Consider the following 20640-nt stretch of genomic DNA (forward strand, 5'->3'; position numbering starts at 1 on the left):
TCATAATGGTTTGTTCTTTATTCTTCAAGAAAAAACTGGATTTTATTTAGTCGTAGGATCGGTCTTCCCTGTAATTATGGAAATTCATCAGGTACTCTTCCCCTCTCTGTGCAATGGTTGACTCAGAGGAAACTGCAGAGCCCATTGTCCCATAATATTTCTTGATCTTCTCTTCAACAGGAAGATAAAGCTTGAGCGCCTCAAGAACATCTCTTTTCTCCACCAGTGGCTGTTCCTTGGACACAGCTATGTCTCCAGCTGCCCTGATAAGACCACCAAGTTCCCTCAATCTGAGTGTCAGAGAATGATCCTTACCATCAACCTGTTTTGCCCTCCTAGCGCCTTCTTCCACAATTACGCTGGCGGCTTCAAGCGTCATGTGCGGTATTTTCCCGTCCATTATTATCTCCTGAGCTATGAACTGAAGGTATTTCATGCGATTGACAGGAGTATCCGGCATTGCTATTTCCATCAATATCTCATAGCCATTTCCGACTATCCTGGACCTCAGGGGGCTCAGTATGTACTGGAGATCCTGTATGTTGCACGCCGCTACCAGAATAAAGTCAGCAGGCACGTGATCCACCCTGACACTTGCTCCTGCACTCTGTGGATTGCGCCCTGTTATTGGAAAACTTTTTTCCTGCATTGCTGTCAGAATGAACCTCTGGAGGTTTCCTAGATGTGTAATCTCATCTATGAACAGTACGCCTTCATGGGATTCATGCACAGATCCTGGAATTACTCTTTCATATGGAAGTGTGCCCAGCTGTGGATGGCCACCGTAAGGATCGTGCCTGACGTCACCCAGTAGTTCAGTCTCACTGGCTCCAGTTGCCAGCACAAATGGATTGCGATCTATGGGAACTATGATCTTGCTGGGGCTCTTCTTCTCCATTTTCCTTCTGCGTTCAAGGGTCTTCTCATCAAGTATCCGTATACGATCTCCAAATCTCTCGTAGACAATGACTTCCTCGCGTTCACCAACTCTCCTGGTGGAAGTGACTTTTTCTGTGTTGTTCTGGACGCCAAATGCGGCGCCTATCACGTTGAATACGTCTCCAAATGGCCCCTGGGTTTGCGCCTGTACCTTGGGATTATTGCAGTTAGGACAGACCGCATCAGTTGGAAGGGAGAAGAACCCGCACCTTGGGCACCTGTATCCAAGCCTTTCGGCTACGGATGCTGGTGCATCCCGTGGATCTATAACCTCACCCTCAACCATGTTCATCTCATCCTTTTCCTGCTTGATCTGGATTCCGGTCTTGACCTCAACAAATGGTCTTTCTGGATACTGCGGATTGTGCACCACCCTGATTTCTTCTTTCGGCCTTGGGAGATAGAATGAGATTGCCTGGGCAATCATTGATTTTCCCACACCTGGAGGACCAACCAGAAGAAGGTGTCTCCTCTGCTTTGCAGCTATCTGGGCCATCTTGACGGCCTCATCCTGTCCTATCACCCTGTCGAGAGGATTCGACGGGATAGGTATCTGGGAGGTATCTGAATACTCTCCCATATCTGAATTCAAATATGACGTTCCCATGAAACTACCTTTACCTCCATGGGCTTCTTCGTGATGTGGCCCAACTTGGCGCCATATATGTTCTTCACGCCTTTCTTGAAAGCCACGTCGATAAGCCTCTGGGATATAACTCCGCCCGTGATTATTGTATCACCCGAATCAAGCTCCTCCATCCTGTCAACAGCTTCAGAAACCGGATAGGAAGCAATGATCTTGCCCTCGGCGTCATATATCTCTGTGAGCTTGTCCCTGGTAAGTTCGTTTCCGTGCTTCTCGACAGATCTGGGATTGCTCAGGCTGAACTCTTCCTCCTTTTCAGGTTCTGGTTCTGATTTCGGTTCCGGCGGTGCTTCACTTTCCACAGCCTGTGGCTGAGGTTCCTCCACAACCTGTCTCGGTTGCCTTCTCTCTTTCTGGGGGCGCTCTTCTTTAACTTCCTCTATGACAACCCTGGCGTTCTTTATCTCAGTCAGTGATTTTGCCTCCTCGTATCCGCGTTTCTGCTGAGATTTCGTATGGTTCTCCGTGGAATTCTTCTCAGTGAGTTCCTTCAGCTCCTCGGCCATTCCCCTCATGGACAGGTACTGTTCAATGGGAGTCTTGTACCTGAGTGCCTTGACTATTTGCTTGTATGTCAGCTCTTCAACTTCTGTTCCAGGGGGTGCTCTGGCCACAAAATCAATTTCAGCCACCTGAAGCATCTCCTTCAGGATCAGATCTCCACCCCTGTCTCCATCGAGGAATACGGTAACCGTCCTCTCTCTGGAGAGTTTCTGTACGGTTTTAGGAATGTTCGTCCCCTGGACGGCGATTGTGTTCTTGATGCCGTACCTGAGCAGGTTCAGAACATCGCTTCTTCCCTCAACTACGATTATTGAATCGGAATCCTTGATGGCTGGCCCGGCTGGAAGGTGTTCATCGCCATATGTGAGTATTTCGCCTTTCTCGACTTCTTCTCGCACCGAGGCAACGATGCTTTCGCTGACACTTTTGCCGCTTTCACTCATTTTCTTATAAAGGGCTTCGGCACGTTCAACGATCTTCTGCCTCTTCTGGATCCTTACATCCTCTATACTCTCAATCTCAACCTTGGCCTTGCATGGGCCTATGCGGTCTATTGTCTCCAGGGACGCTGCTAATATGGAGCTTTCGACCTGGTCGAGTCCTGAGGGTATGAGTGCAAAACCCTCTGTCCGGCCTTTCTTGCTATCTATCTCTACTTCGATTCTTCCTATTTTTCCACTTTTCTGCAAGTCTCTTAAATCTAGTTCCTCGCCAAGAAGTCCTTCGGTCTGGCCGAATATGGCCCCGACTACGTCGGGTTTCTCAACCACCCCATCCGTAAAAATCTTGGCTTTGATCAGATATTTTGTTAAATTTGGATCTACATTCATTATGATCACCTGAATAACGCATAATGGAATTAATCACGGAAACGTCCCTTTTCCTATTAATCACCATCGCGTTCAGATGTTTTGATAATATATAACATATTCGCTGCGATCTTTTTTGCGAAAACGTAAATTGCATAACCATTCATGAGCCCAGTTGATAAACTTAAATATGGTTTGGATATAGTGTAGTCGCATTATGATCAGGTTTGGAATAGCTGGGATTCCTCTAACCAGCAAAGGGAGAACTTTTATAGAATCAGTTGAGGACGCACATAACCTTGGGCTGAATGCTCTCGAGGTTCAGATGCTTCGTGTAAATGTCGAGGAAAGGCCTGCCCTGGATTATGCAGGCATGCATCCAAGAGACATAGATTCTTCCATCATTGTTGACGTGCTGAGGCAGGATGAGGAGGGCAATTATGTGGGAGTCGGAATTGAGACAGAAATTGAAGAAGACGACATCGTTCAGGAGCTTTTCTGGAACATGGCAAGAAATTTCGACGATCTCACTGACGGAGGCAATCTTGCACGTGAACTTGATGTCAGGCTCTCAATGCATGCGCCATACTACATGGACCTTTTAAATCCGGAGGAAATGGGCGAGAGATCCTACAACCACCTGAAGTGGACCCTAATGATAGGGAGGGCAATGAAGGCAGGCAGAGTTATAACACATACCGGATTTTACCACGGGAACAAGAAAGAAAGCCTGAAGAAAGCAGTAGAGGTTTATGAAGAGATAAGCACAAAGTATTCTCATGACGCCGGTTATCCGTATATCGGAGTTGAATCATCTGGTAAAACAGAGATTTTTGGAACTGTACCGGACCTTATGTCTCTCTCCAAGAAGGTGAAGAATATTGAGCCCATACTCAACTTCCCCCACGTACACTCCATCACCGGAGGTTCTCTAATAGAGATAAAGGATTTCGATGCAGTTATCAGCGAATTCAAAAAATACAGCAAGACTGACATTTACACGGAATTTGCGGGGGTGGAGTACGAAGGGAACAATGAGACAAAGCTCACTGCAATCAAGCACGGGGACCTCAAGTTTGAGACACTTGCCGAGACCATGATCGATCTTGACAGCGATATGACAGTTATTTCATGCTCGCCCCTGCTGGAGCATGATGCACAGTACATGCAGCTCATATATCTTAGGGCGCTTTCCAAGAAGTTCCAGAAGAAGACCCCAATGAAGAGGGCTACTGCGTAGGTGAAGATGGATGGGAAGGAATTATCCGGTCAAGAAGGGAATAAAACTCTCAACTGAATATATACTGGAAAAAGCAACAGAAACAGCCCAGAATGTGAAAGTTTCTGGAGACCATGTTATGTGCGCTATTCCAGGCATAAAATCCATAGACATGTGGATCGAAGGCAAGGAGCTTATGGTGGAAACCGTCAACGATGAAAAGCCTCAGGACCCCCTGGAAACAGTACGAATATATAACAGGCTCATAGAGAATATAACTGGACTATCGTCAAAAGAAAGAAAAAAGAAAATGTCTAAAATTTAGATCTAACCCTGCAAAAAAGGTTACTTGTATTTTATTTTGCTTGAGGCTCTGAAGACAAATTTCTTCTTGGATGGAACCTCTATTATCTTTCTGGTCTGGGGGTTCCTTGCCTTTCTAGCCTGCTGGGTTTTCCTCTCGAAGATGCCAAAGCCTGCCAGGTTGATCTTGGTGTTTGACCTGTCGGCCTCAGAGACAACGGTGTCCAGGAAGGTCTTGATCACATTTCTCGCAACCTTCTGTGTCGTGTTGGTCTTCTTAGCAACTGTCTTAGAGAGCTCACTTATTCCTACCATGTCATCCCTCCAGTAAGATAATATAATTAGTTATATTAAAATATTTGTGTTGTGTTTTTTCCGGAAATCCGAAACTATGGGTTCGTGAGTTATATCAAAATTATAATAAATATAATTGAATTTTATAAAGCCTATTTTAAATATTTCAATGTTTCCATGATTAGCTTAGCCAGCCGCTTTTTCACACTAACATGACACTTGTCTGACCTTAAATCAGGCAAAAAATCGTATGTTTATGAAATCATAAAAATCTTGAAGCGTGTATTCATGTTTACATATCATCTTGCACGCAAATAAATTCTTATGAATTGTTCCCATCTGTTGATACTCCCGGTGCAGGGATGAGCTTTCCAAGAAATCTTGAAATGATTGCCATCAGGAAACACATTCCGGCAATAATTCCCCACAGGAGAAGGGGCGTGCCGTGAAACAATTCAAGAAGGCCTGTTCCAAGGAATGGTGACAGTGGGAATATAAAGCTGAACACCGCAGAACTGAATCCAAAATATCTTCCCCTCATTTCCTCAGGAGCCAATCGTGAAATGAATACCTGGGAAAACTGTGCGGTCATGTTCTCGCCAATTGTGAGAAGTACCACATTGAGAACAAGGAGCGCAAAGGCTCCTGTCAGGCCAAAGACTATATCAGAGAGGGCATAGAGGAGAAGTCCTATGGAATAGGCAGTCACCTCCCCAAATCTTTTGCCAAGTGCGTTTATCCTGAACTGGAAAAGTATTACAATGACGGTATTAACAGCATAAAGGCCCGTTATGAGGAAAGTGCTGTAATGGTAGCGAGAGGCCAGGTAAAGTGGAAGCATTGGGCTCTCATAAATGTTTGATACCAGTGCTGAAAGAGCCAGAACCATTGAAACCACAAAAAGAATCCTGACATTGCTGATCCCAGTCTGACGCTCATGCACTGCCGCCTTTCCGTGATCACTGTGAAAAGTTTCCGGTATGTACTTGAAAACTATGAAGACTTCGGCAAGTGATCCTATGATTGGTGCAATAAAATAAAGAGAAGGGTTCACCAGTGACGTAAGGCCAGAGAATATCAGCCCAATTCCAATTCCGGCATTGGAGAATACCCGTACTGTGCTGAAAAATCCAACTCTCGCGGATTCAGTGGAGAGATCTGTGAGTATTGCGTTGTAGAGATTATACTGTATCTGGCTGAGGATTGTTGTTGACACCATGGCAGCAAACAGCATGAATACGGGTAGATTCATGCTTACACACAAATAGAGTCCCACAAAGGCAAGGGAAAGAATTGCGGGCAGCAATATTGCAAGTCTTCGTCTGCCGTGCAAATCCATGTGCTTTCCAAACACGAGGGAAAATGGGACAGTTATGATTGACTGGAGAAGGAAAAAAATCCCGATATCTATATAGCTGAGTCTTCTGGACTGTAGAAGGTATATTGAAAGAAGTATCCACAGAGGGTATCTGGTGAAACCCCGGATCAGATCGGCAAAAGATATGGCAAGGAGAGACCGGGGCATATGTGATTTGCTGTTCCGCATGCTAAAGCATTCCGTATTGTACAGGCAGTATTAGTGGCTTTCTTCCCGGAATGGCTGGCATCCGCACAGCAATGCTGGAGACTGCAGCCGAACGCCGGTTTCTGTGCCACGGCCAGAAGTTCACGCCCCGGGCAGCTTTTCATTCTACTGGCAAAAGCCCATAACTCAAGATCTCCCTCGATTTTCAGGGAAACTCCTGAGCAGTCCAGTATGGTTTGCCCTGACAGGGAGTGGAACACGTGCTCGCATATGTTAAATAGAAACTTCGCATTGAAGAGGCGTGAAACTGATAGAAAACTGGTTCTCGGAAAGGTATTCAGACAATCTGCAACTATCCTTCAGGGTTCAGGATCAGCTGCTCTCTGTAAAGACAGATTATCAGAGGATCGATGTTTTTGAAACCTATGACTTCGGGAAACTGCTTACAATTGATGGAACGGTGCAACTGACAGAAAGGGATGAATTTGTCTACCACGAGATGATAACCATGGTGCCCTACTATCTGGCATCCCGAAAGCCCCAGAAGGCATTGATCATAGGTGGGGGAGATGGCGGTACTGCCGGGCAACTCCTTAAACTGGGATTCCATAGCGTTGTCAATGTGGAGATAGACACACAGGTGGTGGAGGTGTCAAAGAAATATTTCCCTGACCTCTACAGGCCGCTGACCGACAAAAAAGTTGAGCTTATCATTGACGACGGCGTGAAGTACATAAGGAAGACAGACCGGAAATTTGACCTGGTCATAGTGGATTCCACAGATCCGGTTGGCCCAGCCGAAGGCCTGTTCATGAAGGACTTCTACGCTTCAATAAAGAACATTCTGACTGACAGCGGGATAGTGGTGACCCAGTCAGGCTCTCCTTTCTACCAGCCAAAGGCACTTCAGATGGCACATTCTGGCATGAGTGAGGTTTTTGGATATGTCAGAACGTATACTGCATTTATTCCTACCTACCCGAGCGGATTCTGGTCATTTACCATGGCTTCAGATTATGATTGCAAAGGACGCCTTGAGAACATAAATCCCGGGAAATACTTCAATTCTGATGTCCTCATGGGGGCGTTTTCATTGCCCGAGTTTGTAAAGGAACTTATTAAGTAGAGTAATCTAAAGATCACTGGCATAAAATTCCAGAATCTTCTTTTCTTTATTTCATCAGGACCAGAATGAATTTACCGGTCATTTGACTGAAATACTCATAATATTTCTGATAGCAAAATAGACAATGGCATCAGCATGCTGTAGAAGCAAATGAACCGTTCAATATGATAATACTATTCTATCAGGGAATATTTACCTGATCTTCCATTTCTCCATTGCCTGGTTGAGCTGCTGGCCGTACCTTGGTCCAAGATCGCGAGCAAGCTTCTGGAGTTCTTTAATATTCTTGACAAAGGTGTATTTGCTGTCGCTGGAGATAAGGTCCTCGAAACGCTTTGTCTGCGTTGCAATCTTCAGAGACAGGTAAAAGAAAGTGAAGGCAACAACAAGGCTCACGGCAAAGATCCAGTATTCCCAGTTGCCGGTGGAAAGCAGTGATAGTCCTGACTTTATGATGGCATCATTCCTGGTCACAAGGTCATTCACGGTGATAAGAAGGAATACAGCGCCGATGGCGAACAGGACAACGTAAAGGTAAAACTGGTAATTTTTCCAAGTATCTTGCATGCAGTTCATCAAATAGAACGTTATTATATAATTTCATGCACGGCATTCGCCATATGGATCAATCATCTGCGGAATCAATGCGTCCGGATTCCGACAGGAATTCCATGAAGGCGGTTACAGCTCTCCGTCTGTGTGATATTGAATTCTTTGTGGATACCGGAAGCTGGCCGAGAGTCAGGGATTCACCTTCGGGAATGAAAATGGGATCGTACCCGAAACCACCTTTTCCTGCAATTTCCCGAGCTAATGAACCGTCAAGGCGGCCGGAAAACTGGTGGAAGCCTGTGCCGTCGTAAAATGTTATCACCGTGAGGAAGAAAGCCTTCCGGTTCAGGCCGTCAATAAGCCGCAGAATCCCCGGATTGCCTATGGTATCCTGCACATATGAGGAATAGGGCCCGGGGAAACCGTTCAGGGCAGCAATATAGAGGCCGGTATCCTCAAGGAAAAATTCCTCTCCAAGAAGCGGCGCCAGCTTCTTTGCGCTGTCAAGAGATACCTCCTCTGTGGTATCAGCCTGTATCTCCTGGTACTTCATCTTCCTCCACTGAACTTTGAATCCGCCTTTCTCCATTATGCTGCTTATCTCATCATACTTGTGCTGGTTGCTTGTGACAAAAATCAAACATATCTCCTCCTTTTCTCAAGGTCACGGAAGCTTTCCATTATTTCCGGGAAGATATCCATGCCATCCCGGTATCTATCAATGAACCGTTTGAAATATGCATCAGAATCCGGGACATGTGTTCTCAGTGATTCCATGAACAGGTAAAGATCAACAGCCATGTCTTCGGGTCTGGCGTCAGTTTTTCCAAGGCTTGCATCAAGAATGTAAGGGCTGGAATCGCTCTTCATTATTATATTGCCTGCAGTGAAATCACCATGTGAAAGTCCTCCAGTGTGCATTTTCGTAGCGGTTTCAGCGATGGACTCCATCGTACTGATAGCTCCTTCCATCAGGAGCCTCTCCCTGAGAAGTATACCATCCACATACTCATAAACAATAAGGGAGGCAGGAAAGTCAATGTCATATATCATTGGCACAGCTATTCCAAGGTCGTTGAGATGTATCATCATGGTAGCTTCGTTTCTCATTCTGCTCAATCTGATCTGCGAATCCAGTTCAGGATTCCTGTAGGTCTTTGGTATCCTGTGCTTGAATACAGCCTTTCTGCCCATGTAGTCGCCTATTTCTATGAGAGATTCAGCACCCATGTTGGTCCGGTGCAATACCGCTGAAGGTTTTATCCATGGAGCCTCAACCTGGTCAATCCTGAACCTCTGATCAACCGTGGAATTTTCAAGGGTGGTGGAATAACCGTTGAGAAACATCTGCATCCCTGCCTGGGCAATCATGGCTCCATTGTCCATGCAGTACTGGCTGTCGGTTAGAAATGCTCTGATTCCAAGATCCCTGGCCAGTTCCTCTATCATCCCCCTCAGTCGAAGGTTGCGTGCGACGCCTCCGGCCAGAAGGATCTCCTGCTTGTCAGTCTGGTAGAGACCTCTTTCAAGGACCTCCAAAAGCATTGCAAAAGCATGTTCCTGTATGCTGAACGATACATTCTCAGGAGATTCCCCCTCCTTCAGATAATGTAAGGCCGCAGTGTACATTCCCGAGAATGATGTGTCCATTCCCTTGACTGAATATGGAAGTTGGAGAAGCCTTTTACCGTGGAGAGCAAGCCGCTCTATAACAGGCCCTCCCGGAAAGGGATGCCCCATGTCCCTTGCAATCTTGTCAAGCAGATTGCCAAGCCCTATATCCATGGTTTCACCAAGAACCCTGTATCTTCCATTGACATGGGCAATTATCTGGGTATTTCCACCTGAAACGTACAGCAGCATGGGGTCTTCCGATCCGGTGAGTTTTCGGCCGATCTCCACGTGACCGAGGGGATGATTCACACCGATGATGGGCTTACCGGATTTTATGGCAAGAGTTCTTGCAGCAGTTGCTGCAATCCTGAGGCATGGCCCCAGCCCGGGTCCTCTTGAATAGGCAATGAGATCAAGGTCTTTCAGGGAAAGACCGGACATGGAAAGAGCTTCAGATATTACTTCAGAAACATGCTCAGCATGATGGATGGCAGCCTCTCTCGGATGTATCCCGCCATTGGGATTCTTATAGGTTCTTGAAGAATTTGCAAGTATTCCTTTCTGGTCAACAATGCCACAGCTTATTGTGTGGGCAGTTCCTTCTATTCCGAGAACAATCATCCTTCTGGCAGGGATTTTCTCATGAGTAATTAGGTTTCGCAAAAACTGTGCCTGTCTATCCTGAGAACCGCGGTCATGCCGGAACTTAACCCAAAACTGAGCACCATTTCTATGGTCGCATCACCATCTTACTGGAAGGCGTAAACGTCAATACCTCACATCAAGATAGGATACCCTAAAATGTTAAGTTAACTCTTTAAGTATGGACCCGTGCATTTATACCCATGATGCACCTGCAAACCAGATCCAGTGAGGAGATAAGATCGTTTTATACGCTGAATGATGGTCTTCCTCAGAAAGCAGAATGTTCCGGTACTGCATGCTTTGTGGCCAGCAAATCCATGGGTATCCCGCTTCCCCATAAGGGCAGCGGGCATGAAAGAATTTACTGCCTGGGAAAGTGCTTCAGTGCCCCAGCTTCAACAGAGGATTCCGGTGCTCCCAGAATTGCAAATTTCTCAAGGAAATCGGTCCTGGTGGAACCACTCATGAAACATCCTTACGAATCCCTGGATCAATACACCAGTGAAAGTGGGATGTCCGGCCTGAAAGTGGCCTTATCAATGGATCAGGATTCAGTGATCAGCGAGGTTGAGAAATCAGGACTGCGTGGCAGAGGCGGCGCCGGTTTTCCTACAGGGATAAAATGGAGATCAGTGGCAAAGGAGAAGGCCGGAAAAAAGTATGTGGTGATGAACGGGGACGAAGGAGATCCGGGATCCTATATCGACAGGTTCCTGATGGAGTATAACCCATATGCGCTGATTGAATCAATGATAATCTGCGGCTATGCAGTTGGTGCTTCAGTGGGGTACGCATACATCAGGGCTGAGTACCCTGAAGCCATAAGAAAATTTGTCAGTGCTGCAAGGGAAATGGCCTCTGCAGGATTTCTGGGCAGAGATGTGATGGGTTCCGGTTTCCAATTTGATCTCGAAGTTGTGCAGGGAAAAGGCAGCTACATATGTGGAGAGGAAACCGCCCTTATGAGATCCATAGAGGGCCTGAGGCCGGAAGTTTCCGTAAGGCCTCCGTATCCCACTGAGAAAGGACTGTTTGGAAACCCTACAGTCATAGATAACGTTGAAACACTGGCAAATATTCCATGGATAATCCGGAATGGCCACCAGGCATACAGCGAACTGGGATACGGAAAGAGCAGGGGGACGAAGCTTCTTTCCCTCAACTCACTATTTGTTAATCCGGGAATTTACGAGGTGGAGTTTGGCACTCCACTGGAGACAATATTCTATGAGATCGGCGGAGGAATGAAGCACGGCTCCATCAAGGGAGTAATGGTTGGCGGTCCTCTGTCCGGAATAATGGTTCCGGATGAGTTCAAGACAAGACTTGACTATGAGGAGATAAGGAAGGCTGGGGCTTCCCTGGGACATGGCGGAATAATCGCTTTCGATGAAGCCACAGGAATAGGCGATCTCCTTGAACATGTGGCCACATTTGCCGCAGATGAATCATGCGGAAAATGCACGCCCTGCCGTCTTGGGACTGCTGAATTGAGCCGGATGTTCCGAAAAGATTCCGGCAGCAGTCTTGATTACGCAAGGTTCGAGAGAGATGTGGAATCACTTGCGACCGGAAGCCTGTGTGGCCTTGGGACCGGAATGGCAGAATTTGCAAGAAGTGCCAAGATAAAGTTCAGTTATGAGGTGAAATCATGTTTCATGTAAAGATTGATGGGAAGGATCTTGAATTCGAGAAACCACTGTCAATACTGGAGGCCGCCAGAACAGCGGGAATTGAGATACCCTCACTTTGTTATGATCAGAGGCTGGAAGCATACGGTGGCTGCAGGCTCTGCCTGGTTCAGGTGGAGGGCCACGGGCGGCCTGATGCTTCTTGCACCACAACCATAACTGATGGCATGAAGATCAGCACTTCCACAGAATCCATAAGGGAGACACGCAGGAATCTCCTTGAAATGATGGTTCAGGAAAAAGGCATGGATACCGGTGGGCTGGACACCAGGAAGGATTTCTACAGGTACCTTGTGGATTACGGTGTTGTGCGTGACGATTCCAGAGCAGATATGACCCCAGCACGGGATTCAACTGGGCACCCATTCATATCAGTGGACATGACAAAGTGCATTGACTGCTACCGGTGCGTGAGAATCTGCGATGAGGTTCAGGGGCAGTTTGTATGGCGCAAGTGGAACAGGGGGCACCAGGTCGAAATCCGCCCCGATGTGGGCAACAGCCTTCTGGAAAGCTCCTGTGTCAGCTGTGGAGCCTGTTCTGACACATGCCCTACAGGAGCAATTGAGGACGTGTCGGTCATAATGCATGGATACCCGGAAAAATATACACGGAGCGTCTGCCCCTACTGTGGGACAGGCTGCGAGATCAGCATAGGCACACGGGATGACAGGATTGTGGAAATCCTGCCTGTCCTTGACTCCCCTGTGAGCAAGGGGCATCTCTGCGTTAAGGGCAGGTACTCATTTGGATTCGTGGATTCACCAGACAGGGTAACCGACCCCATGATCAGGAGGAACGGCATCTGGCAGAAAGCCACATGGGATGAGGCTCTGGAGCTGGTTGCGTCTGAATTCTCACGAATACTGAAGGAATCAGGTCCTGACAGCATAGGAATCCTGGGGTCATCAAGAGCAACAAACGAGGAGAACTACCTGACCCAGAAATTCGCCAGGACAGTCATAGGAACAAACAACGTTGATGGATGTGCACGGGTCTGCCATGCTCCCACCGCAGGCGGAATGGGAGCACTTCTGGGTACGGGCGCTGCTACCAACTCTTTCGATGACATCGAGATGGCCAGCACATTCCTCATAGTTGGCGCCAATCCCACTGAAAACCATCCAATAGTGGGAGCCAGGATTAAGCAGCAGGTTCTCTCAGGCTCAAAACTCATAGTTATAGATCCAAGAAAGACCGAACTTGCATCAATGGCCGACTATCACCTGCAGATCAGGCCAGGCACTGACATACCGCTGATCAATGCCATGGCAAACGCCATAGTGGAGGCGAAAGCAATGGATCAGGATTTTCTGAACCATCGTGTTTCTGGCTCTGAGGATTATCTGGCAGAAATATCCAGATGGACACCGGAGAAGGCTGCCGAGGTCTGTGGCGTGGATGCTCACACCATAAGGGAAGCAGCATTGCTGTATGCAACTGGCGGACCTGCCATGATGTTCCACGGTCTCGGAATCACCGAGCATGTTCAGGGAACAGAGGGAGTGATGTCGCTGGTTGATCTGGCACTCCTGACAGGAAACATTGGAAAAAGGGGATCGGGCGTGAATCCCCTGAGAGGGCAGAACAATGTCCAGGGCTCCGCCCACATGGGCGTGGAACCGTCAAAGCTTACGGGATACGTAACGCTGGATGCCGGGAGGGAAAAATTCCAGGAAGTATGGGGAGCGGAAATTCCAACCACCAGAGGTAAGGATGAAATGGAACTCATTGACGCTTCACTTGCAGGAACAGTGAAATCGCTGTGGGTCATAGGCTGGGATGTGTACATGACAAATCCCGACATGAACACCACAGCAAGGGCGTTCTCAAACCTGGAGTTCGTGGTGATCCAGGATCTGTTCATGAATGAGACAGCCAGGAAATTCGGCAATGTGTTTCTGCCTGCTGTTTCATCCTACGAAAAGGACGGTACATTCATGAATTCAGAAAGAAGGGTGCAGCGCGTCAGGAAGGCATTGAATCCCAGGGGTAACTCCAGAGCTGACTGGGAAATCATAAGGGATCTGGCTGGAAGAATGGGAAAGGGAAGACTGTTTGATTACGGAACTCCAGAGGATATCTGGAACGAAATCCGCAAAGTATGGGATGCCGGCAGCGGAATATCCTATCCCCGGATGGAGAGTGGTGGAATCCAGTGGCCGTGCTACAGTGAAGATTCCCCGGGAACACAGGTGCTCCATGTGGATGCTTTCTCACTTGGCAGAACCACCAGGATAAGGCCCATAAGCTATCGTCCCACGCCGGAGAAGGTCTCACAGGATTATCCTATTCTCCTGAGCACTGGCAGATCACTGTTCCAGTTCAACGCGGCAACAATGACGGGCAGGTCCGGAAATGATCGTCTGAGGGATGCAGATATCATCCAGATATCGCCAGCAGATGCGAAAAAGCTGGCAATTTCCCAGGGAGAGGAGGTTCAGGTTGTGAGCGCATACGGTAGTTCCAGGATAAGGGCATCAATCGATGAGGGTATTGTGCCCGGGACAGCATTTGCCACATTCAACAGGCCGGAGACAGAGCTGAACCGCATAACCGGGGACCAGAGAGACAATCTTCAGCATACTCCTGAATACAAGGTGACTGCGGTGAGAATTGATAAAATCTGACCCCGCAGCCGTTATGAACCGCGGTCTGTAAATAAGGGGCCAGTGAATCTGCCGGTTGCCCATGTGCCATGCTCAGCACCAGCAAAGGCACCGTATCTGGTAATGTTGGTGCCCCAAAGATATTATAAATGAGTTTATCATAAAGTAGAACCTTAAAGGACCTAAAGGTCTTCAAGAATTCATAAGGGGTAATATATGGCAAATTCAGTTGCAATAATAGCTGACTCAAAAAACGGAAAGACGTACAAGAGGGAAGTAAGTCCAGAGAACCTGAACTCGCTTACCGGCAGGAAGATTGGCGACGAGGTGGACGGTGTCTTTTTCGAGCTGCCCGGGTATAAGCTTAAAATCACAGGCGGCAGCACAAACGATGGTTTTCCCATGAAGCAGGATCTTCAGATCAGCGGTAAGAAAAAGATCCTCAGGACATACAGCCAGGGAAAGAGATCCAAGATCGGATACAGAAAGAGAGTTACCTACAGGGGAGCAATAATCGGGCCTGATGTTGCCCAGCTCAACCTGAAGGTTGTCCAGTACGGACCAAACCCTCTGGAACCGGAAACAGAGAAGAAGGAGTAAGATGGAAAAGCTTCCACAGCCATCTGTCAATATTGGCATGGTGGGCCACGTAGATCACGGAAAGAGCACTCTTACAAAGGCACTCACCGGCACAAAAACTGACATTCATTCTGAGGAGATAAAGAGAGGAATATCAATAAAGCTGGGTTACGCCGAGACGCCTGTTTATTCCTGCACAGACCAGAATGGTGAGATTTTCTATTCAAGGGAAGAATCATGCCCTGATGCTAAGCTCGTGAAGGTCATTTCCTTTGTGGACGCTCCTGGACATGAAACTCTCATGGCAACAATGCTGTCGGGATCATCCATAATGAACGGCGCACTCCTTGTTATTGCAGCCAATGAGAAATGTCCGCAGCCCCAGACCAGGGAACACCTGATCGCCCTTGAGATCATGGGGATTAAAAACATCATTGTTGTTCAGAACAAGATTGACCTTGTAACAAGGGAAAGGGCGGAGGAAAGCTACAGGGAAATCAAGCAGTTTCTGAAGGGCAGCCTGGCTGAGAATTCCCCGGTGATTCCAGTTAGTGCATACCATAACTCAAACATAGATGTGCTGCTAAAGGCAATCATTGATTACATCCCGGACCCGAAGTTTTCCGAGAAGGATGCTCCAAGGATGTATGTTGCAAGGTCTTTTGACGTGAACAAGCCAGGTACTCCGCCGCAGAAACTCAAGGGAGGAGTGCTGGGTGGATCACTTGTTCAGGGAATGCTATCAGTGGGGGACGAGATCGAAATAGTCCCCGGCCTTCAGGTGAGCCGTGGTGGAAAGCAATCGTGGGAGAATGTAATTACAACCATAACGACCCTTATGGCAGGAAAGAACAGCTACGAATCCATAAGGCCGGGAGGGCTGGCCGCTGTAGGAACAGAACTTGATCCGTACCTTACCAAGGGAGATTCATTCACAGGCAGGGTTGTGGGTAAGAAGGGAAATGTTCCTCCAACAGTATTCGGCATGCTTGTTGATTCCAATCTCCTGAAGCGTGTTGTAGGCTTCCAGGAAGAGCAGAAGGTTGATCCCATAAGGTCAAAGGAGAACCTCATGCTTACAGTTGGTACAGCTAACACGGTTGGGGTTGTCACGACGGCAAAAGATTCAAAAATTGAGATCGCACTGAAATATCCTGTTGCCGCCTACGAAGGGGAACGCATAGCAATCGGAAGGCGCATAAGCAACAGATGGCGCCTCATCGGCTATGGAAACATTGTATCACTGAGCTGATTGATCTGCATTGCTGACCGCATAGGCACACACTTTATTTACCGGGCAATCTCTGCAAAGCGGCCTGGTGCGGCAGTAATCCTTGCCAAGATATACAATCATTCCATGGAAATTCTTCAGGGCCTCCGTATCGCCGTCCAGGAAAAGGTGAACCGCTGACTTTATGCTTTTCAGATCCGGCCTGTCCATGATGCCCGTCCTCTGGAAAATCCTGGTGGTATATTTGTCCACCACAAAAACCGGTTTGCCGAGGGCATACAGAAGAATGGAATCAAGGGTCTCCTGCCCGACTCCCTTGATGTTCTTCAGGAAATTTGATGTTTCATCATATGCCTCCATTGCCATTGCTTCCACCGATCCATATTTTCGGAGAATTGCACATGCCAGATCCTTCAGCCTTGCAGCCTTCTGGCGGTAGAATCCTGAGCTTCTCACGGCAACTTCCAGATCTTCAGTTGACATTGAACATATCCGCTTCAGGCTTACAGGCCCACCTTCCTTCAGTGACTGTATTGCTTTCTCCACATTGGTCCACGAGGTGTTCTGGGTTAGTATTGTTCCAACTATCACCTCATCAGGAGAATCTGCCGGCCACCATCCCGTTGTACCGTACCTGGCGTAAAGAATTTTATACAGATTCTCTGCAGTAACCATGGCATGGCAGAAAACTAACAGAAATATTACTGTTGGGTATGGCAGTGTATCCAAGTGTGACGAAAACCGACATTGTGTGCAGAAAAATGTATATGGATCATTTGATATTGGAAAAGCATTATTAATCGATCTTCAATTCTGGATCAATGAGCGAATTCGACGTTATTGTTGTTGGGGCAGGGCCTGCAGGTTCATCTGCCGCCATTAAAATGGCATCTCAGGGTCTCAAGGTACTGCTTGTTGAAAGAGGTGATCCTGTGGGAAGCAAGAACGTCTCAGGAGGCATACTCTGGGGAAACGATCTGGCTTCCATAATACCTGACTGGGAGAAAAGCGCCCCCCTGGAACGCTACGTTGAAAGGAAGGTAACCTCATTCCTCACAACTGATTCCGAGATAGCCATAGATTTCAAGACAAAAAAATTCCAGGAGAAAAAGACCGGATATTCCGTATTAAGGACCAGGCTTGACAGTTTCCTGGCAAGGAAAGCAGCCCAGGCTGGAGCCATGGTTGTCACAGGCGTTACCGTTGACAGCCTGGCCATGAAGGATGGGCGCGTCATCGGAGTTGTCAATGAGGGCGAGACAATTACGGCGGACTGCGTGATCCTGGCTGAAGGCCCGAATCCGCGGGTTGCAATGGCTGCGGGCCTGGTGGGCAAACCCAATGACAGGACCGTGGGAATCGGGGTAAAGCACGTTTACAAGCTTGGCGAGAATGTCATAAACGAGAGATTCAACCTCAGGGGAAACGCGGGATTTGCAGGCGAATACGTTCTCAGTTTCCTTGAGGGGGACGTCTATGCCGGAGGTTTTCTGTACACAAACAAGGACACGGTATCAATGGGCGTGGTGATAAACATGGCAACCCTGAGAAAGAATGGCAATACACACTCCTTCGACATAATGGAGAAGTTTGCCCAGCACCCATTCATTTCAAGCCTTGTTGAGGGCGGGCAGCTGCAGGAATACAGTGCCCACTTTGTATACGAGGGTGGATACGAGGATATGCCAAGGGCATATGGAAACGGCTACATGCTGGTAGGCGACACGGCTGGATTTTCCTTCAGCAATGGGATGATTCTGCAGGGGATGAACTATGCAATCAGTTCGGGAATCCTGGCAGGAGAAGCAGCCATAGAGGCCAGGAAGGATAACGACTTCAGTGCAGAATCCCTTTCAAGATACCAGAAAAAGCTGGACAATTCGCCAGCGGTGCTGGACAAGAAGAATTTCCAGGGCATAAGCAATGTGGTGTGGAGTCCGATGGTGCACAGGGCCATGCCTGCACTTCTGGAATCCTCCCTGTATTCAATGCTCTACGAGAGTGGAAACCCCAAGAAACACCTTAGCCAGATAATGATGAAAAGCCTGAAATCATCAGGAATGAGCAGCAAAGACCTGATGCTACAGGGATACAGACTGATGAGGAGGATGTAAATGGAAATAGAAGAGAAGCTTGCTTTACTGAACTACAAAACAGATCCGGAATATGAGCACATTACAATCAACCCGAAGATTTGCGAGACATGCCCGGACCACTTCTGCACCTTTGCCTGCCCGGCAAAGTGCTACACGCTCATTGAAGGCAGAATCAACTTCAAGTACGAGGACTGTGTGGAATGCGGCACATGCGATGTGGCATGTGCACATGGCAGTGTTATGTGGACAAACCCCAAGGACGGGCACGGAATAAAGTACAAATTCGGGTGATCAGGTTGGCATTGGAAATAATCGTAATGGTGAAACAGGTTCCGGACAGCCAGGAGGTCGTCATAGACCCAGTAACAATGAACCTTAACAGGAGCCTCACGAGAAATGTTACAAACAGGGCGGACGAGAACGCACTGGAAGCCGCCCTTCAGATCAAGGACAAGACCGATGCGCATGTCACGGTAGTTTCAATGGGCCCGCCGCAGGCCGAAACCACCATGATAGAGTGCCTGGCCAGGGGTGCAGACAGGGCCATACTGGCTTCAGACCGGTTCTTCGGTGGGGCTGATACATATCCTACGGGCCTCACACTTGCAGCAACAATAAAGGCCATAGGAAAATTCGACATAATATTCGCCGGTGAGGAAACCTCAGATTCCAGTACAGGGCATGTTGGGCCGGGAGTTGCGGAATTCCTGGACATAGACCAGATCACATATGCCAGCAAAGTTGAGTACAAGGACGGATTTGTCACAGCAGAGAGGGAACTGGAAGACGGAACTGAAGTTGTGAGAGTGCCAACGCCTGTTCTCGTCACAGTGCTCCTGAACTCAAATGTTCCAAGGAGGCAGACCCTGAGAAGGAAGATCGATGCCATAAGGCAGGGTTTTGAAAGCTGGGATCACGACAAGGTGGGTCTGCAGCCCGAATGGGTGGGAGTCCGCGGTTCACCAACAATTGTCAGGAAAATGAGGCCCATCAAGGAGAAGGAGCGGGCGGCCAAGAAAGTCGACATTGCCGGCATACCTGACCTTGTGAAGGAACTTTACCAGAAAGGCGTCATAAAGGTGGAGAGTGAATAAAGTGGCTGGAATAAAGTTTGCAGCACCTGCTGCTGACCTCAATGAATACAAGAATGTGTTCGTTTTCCTTGAGACCAGGGAAGACAGGCTCATGCGCCCCGCCCTTGAAATGATAGGTGTGGGTAAGAGGATGGCCGAAAAGGTGAATGAAAAGCTTGTATGTGTTCTTCTTGGCGGCGACATAAAGGATCAGGCAAAGGAGGCCGTTTCATACGGCTGTGATATTGTCCTTGGTGCTGAATCTCCCGTTCTGAGCACATACAGGACGCTGCCGTATTCCCACATCATTGCTGACTTTGTCAGGCAGGAGAAGCCAAACATATTCCTGATTCCAGCAACAAGGAACGGGCGTGATCTGGCGTCTCGCATTGCAGTGAGCTGCCAGGCCGGAGTAACGGCCGACTGCACGGAACTGGACATAGAGCAGGACACAAGGATACTGAGCGCCAACCGTCCAACATATGGGGAGAGCATGCTGGCCGAGATACTGTGCAGGAAGCACAGGCCGCAGATGGCCACAGCAAGACCAGGCATATTCCCTGTACCGGAAAAGATCAAATCCCACAAGGGGGAGATACGCATAAAGGAAGTCACTGTTGACAAATCAATGCTCAAGAAAGAAGTGCTGGAATTCAGGAAAAAAGAAGTTGTGGACCTCACGGCGGCAAAAGTCGTTGTATCCGGCGGCATGGGCCTTGGCAAACCTCAGGGTTTCTCACTCATAGGCCAGCTTGCCAGTGAGTTGAATGGTGTTGTTGGTGCAACCAGACCGGCAGTGGATATGGGCTGGATCACACGCGATCACCAGGTGGGCCAGACGGGGCAGACTGTGAGGCCGAGACTGTACCTTGCCGTGGGCATATCAGGGAAGATTCAGCATATCATGGGCATGAAGAACAGCGAGACAATAGTTTCCGTAAACACAGATCCCAATGCGGAGATAACAAAATACTCGGATTATGTCATAACTGAGGATCTGTATAAAGCTGTCCCTGTGCTTCTGGAGGAGATAAAGAAACTGAAGAAGTCGCCCCCACCACTGGTTCAGGAAGCCAGCAGCACACCAGCACAGTAATTATAGATTTTCATACCATTTTACCAATCTTTTATTCATAACTGCATTCTGTTTTTCCACCACGTTCAATCAAAATAATTTTAATTACA

19 protein-coding genes are annotated in these 20640 nt (G+C 48.0%); 11 read left to right on the forward strand and 8 right to left on the reverse strand.

The genetic code is table 11. The features are described from left to right. Positions 1 to 46: 46 nt before the first annotated feature. Entirely contained in the window at positions 47 to 1546 is a 1500-nt protein-coding gene (locus RE469_06780; protein ID WMT43906.1) for an ATP-binding protein, read from the reverse strand. Further along, positions 1528 to 2919 carry a DNA primase DnaG gene (gene dnaG, locus RE469_06785; GenBank protein ID WMT43907.1) on the reverse strand — a complete coding sequence of 464 codons (1392 nt, stop codon included), beginning with the start codon at positions 2917 to 2919 and terminating at the stop codon, positions 1528 to 1530. The genes RE469_06780 and dnaG overlap by 19 nt, the downstream gene beginning before the upstream one ends. Before the next feature lie 196 nt (positions 2920 to 3115). Between dnaG and RE469_06790 the strand changes: the two genes are divergently transcribed. Together RE469_06790 and RE469_06795 are read left to right on the forward strand one after the other, a co-directional pair. After that, the gene (locus tag RE469_06790) at positions 3116 to 4138 is read left to right on the forward strand and encodes a TIM barrel protein (protein ID WMT43908.1); all 1023 of its coding nucleotides are present in this window, start codon (positions 3116 to 3118) and stop codon (positions 4136 to 4138) included. A 10-nt stretch (positions 4139 to 4148) separates the two neighbouring features. Then, a complete protein-coding gene (locus RE469_06795) occupies positions 4149 to 4442 on the forward strand; it encodes a DUF5611 family protein (GenBank protein WMT43909.1) in 294 nt (97 codons plus the stop codon). 20 nt (positions 4443 to 4462) lie between these two features. Here RE469_06795 and RE469_06800 read toward each other — a convergent pair whose 3' ends face one another. Then, positions 4463 to 4735 carry an HU family DNA-binding protein gene (locus RE469_06800; protein ID WMT43910.1) on the reverse strand — a complete coding sequence of 91 codons (273 nt, stop codon included), beginning with the start codon at positions 4733 to 4735 and terminating at the stop codon, positions 4463 to 4465. Between the two features lie 301 nt (positions 4736 to 5036). Continuing rightward, entirely contained in the window at positions 5037 to 6239 is a 1203-nt protein-coding gene (locus RE469_06805) for an MFS transporter (GenBank protein WMT43911.1), read from the reverse strand. A gap of 301 nt (positions 6240 to 6540) precedes the next feature. On the opposite strand from RE469_06805, the gene speE reads away from it, so the two are divergent. Then, positions 6541 to 7365 (forward strand): polyamine aminopropyltransferase, encoded by an 825-nt coding sequence (gene speE, locus RE469_06810; protein ID WMT43912.1) that lies wholly within the window; start codon positions 6541 to 6543, stop codon positions 7363 to 7365. 192 nt (positions 7366 to 7557) lie between these two features. On the opposite strand, the gene RE469_06815 is transcribed toward speE, so the two are convergent. The 3 genes from RE469_06815 to RE469_06825 are packed head-to-tail and all read right to left on the reverse strand — an operon-like array spanning position 7558 to position 10152. Then, on the reverse strand, positions 7558 to 7932 hold the full coding sequence (locus tag RE469_06815; protein ID WMT43913.1) for a DUF3198 domain-containing protein: 375 nt from the start codon (positions 7930 to 7932) through the stop codon (positions 7558 to 7560). 58 nt (positions 7933 to 7990) lie between these two features. Next, the gene (locus RE469_06820; GenBank protein ID WMT43914.1) at positions 7991 to 8557 is read right to left on the reverse strand and encodes an XTP/dITP diphosphatase; all 567 of its coding nucleotides are present in this window, start codon (positions 8555 to 8557) and stop codon (positions 7991 to 7993) included. After that, on the reverse strand, positions 8554 to 10152 hold the full coding sequence (locus RE469_06825) for a bifunctional N(6)-L-threonylcarbamoyladenine synthase/serine/threonine protein kinase (protein WMT43915.1): 1599 nt from the start codon (positions 10150 to 10152) through the stop codon (positions 8554 to 8556). The genes RE469_06820 and RE469_06825 overlap by 4 nt, the downstream gene beginning before the upstream one ends. A 224-nt stretch (positions 10153 to 10376) precedes the next feature. On the opposite strand from RE469_06825, the gene RE469_06830 reads away from it, so the two are divergent. The 4 genes from RE469_06830 (at position 10377) to eif2g (ending at position 16307) form a co-directional block, all read left to right on the forward strand. Beyond that, positions 10377 to 11840 carry an NADH-ubiquinone oxidoreductase-F iron-sulfur binding region domain-containing protein gene (locus tag RE469_06830; GenBank protein WMT43916.1) on the forward strand — a complete coding sequence of 488 codons (1464 nt, stop codon included), beginning with the start codon at positions 10377 to 10379 and terminating at the stop codon, positions 11838 to 11840. Next, on the forward strand, positions 11828 to 14497 hold the full coding sequence (gene fdhF, locus RE469_06835) for a formate dehydrogenase subunit alpha (protein WMT43917.1): 2670 nt from the start codon (positions 11828 to 11830) through the stop codon (positions 14495 to 14497). The genes RE469_06830 and fdhF overlap by 13 nt, the downstream gene beginning before the upstream one ends. A gap of 195 nt (positions 14498 to 14692) precedes the next feature. Beyond that, on the forward strand, positions 14693 to 15076 hold the full coding sequence (locus RE469_06840; protein WMT43918.1) for a 30S ribosomal protein S6e: 384 nt from the start codon (positions 14693 to 14695) through the stop codon (positions 15074 to 15076). Between the two features lies 1 nt (position 15077). Beyond that, a complete protein-coding gene (gene eif2g, locus RE469_06845) occupies positions 15078 to 16307 on the forward strand; it encodes a translation initiation factor IF-2 subunit gamma (protein WMT43919.1) in 1230 nt (409 codons plus the stop codon). Here eif2g and RE469_06850 read toward each other — a convergent pair. Further along, a complete protein-coding gene (locus RE469_06850) occupies positions 16296 to 16961 on the reverse strand; it encodes an endonuclease III domain-containing protein (GenBank protein ID WMT43920.1) in 666 nt (221 codons plus the stop codon). The two genes, eif2g and RE469_06850, sit on opposite strands and share 12 nt — an antisense overlap. A 146-nt stretch (positions 16962 to 17107) precedes the next feature. Here RE469_06850 and RE469_06855 point away from each other — a divergent pair, with 146 nt between their 5' ends. Genes RE469_06855 through RE469_06870 form a run of 4 tightly spaced genes read left to right on the forward strand, consistent with a single transcriptional unit; the run spans position 17108 to position 20551 of the window. Further along, positions 17108 to 18400, forward strand: coding sequence for an FAD-dependent oxidoreductase (locus RE469_06855; GenBank protein WMT43921.1), 1293 nt, complete (start codon positions 17108 to 17110; stop codon positions 18398 to 18400). Next, positions 18401 to 18673, forward strand: a complete 273-nt coding sequence (locus tag RE469_06860) for a ferredoxin family protein (protein ID WMT43922.1) — start codon at positions 18401 to 18403, stop codon at positions 18671 to 18673. A gap of 5 nt (positions 18674 to 18678) precedes the next feature. Next, a complete protein-coding gene (locus RE469_06865; protein WMT43923.1) occupies positions 18679 to 19476 on the forward strand; it encodes an electron transfer flavoprotein subunit beta/FixA family protein in 798 nt (265 codons plus the stop codon). After that, positions 19469 to 20551, forward strand: a complete 1083-nt coding sequence (locus RE469_06870; protein ID WMT43924.1) for an electron transfer flavoprotein subunit alpha/FixB family protein — start codon at positions 19469 to 19471, stop codon at positions 20549 to 20551. The genes RE469_06865 and RE469_06870 overlap by 8 nt, the downstream gene beginning before the upstream one ends. Positions 20552 to 20640: the final 89 nt, after the last annotated feature.

Origin of the sequence: Cuniculiplasma divulgatum (genome assembly GCA_031200235.1) — an archaeon.
GTDB lineage: Archaea > Thermoplasmatota > Thermoplasmata > Thermoplasmatales > Thermoplasmataceae > UBA509.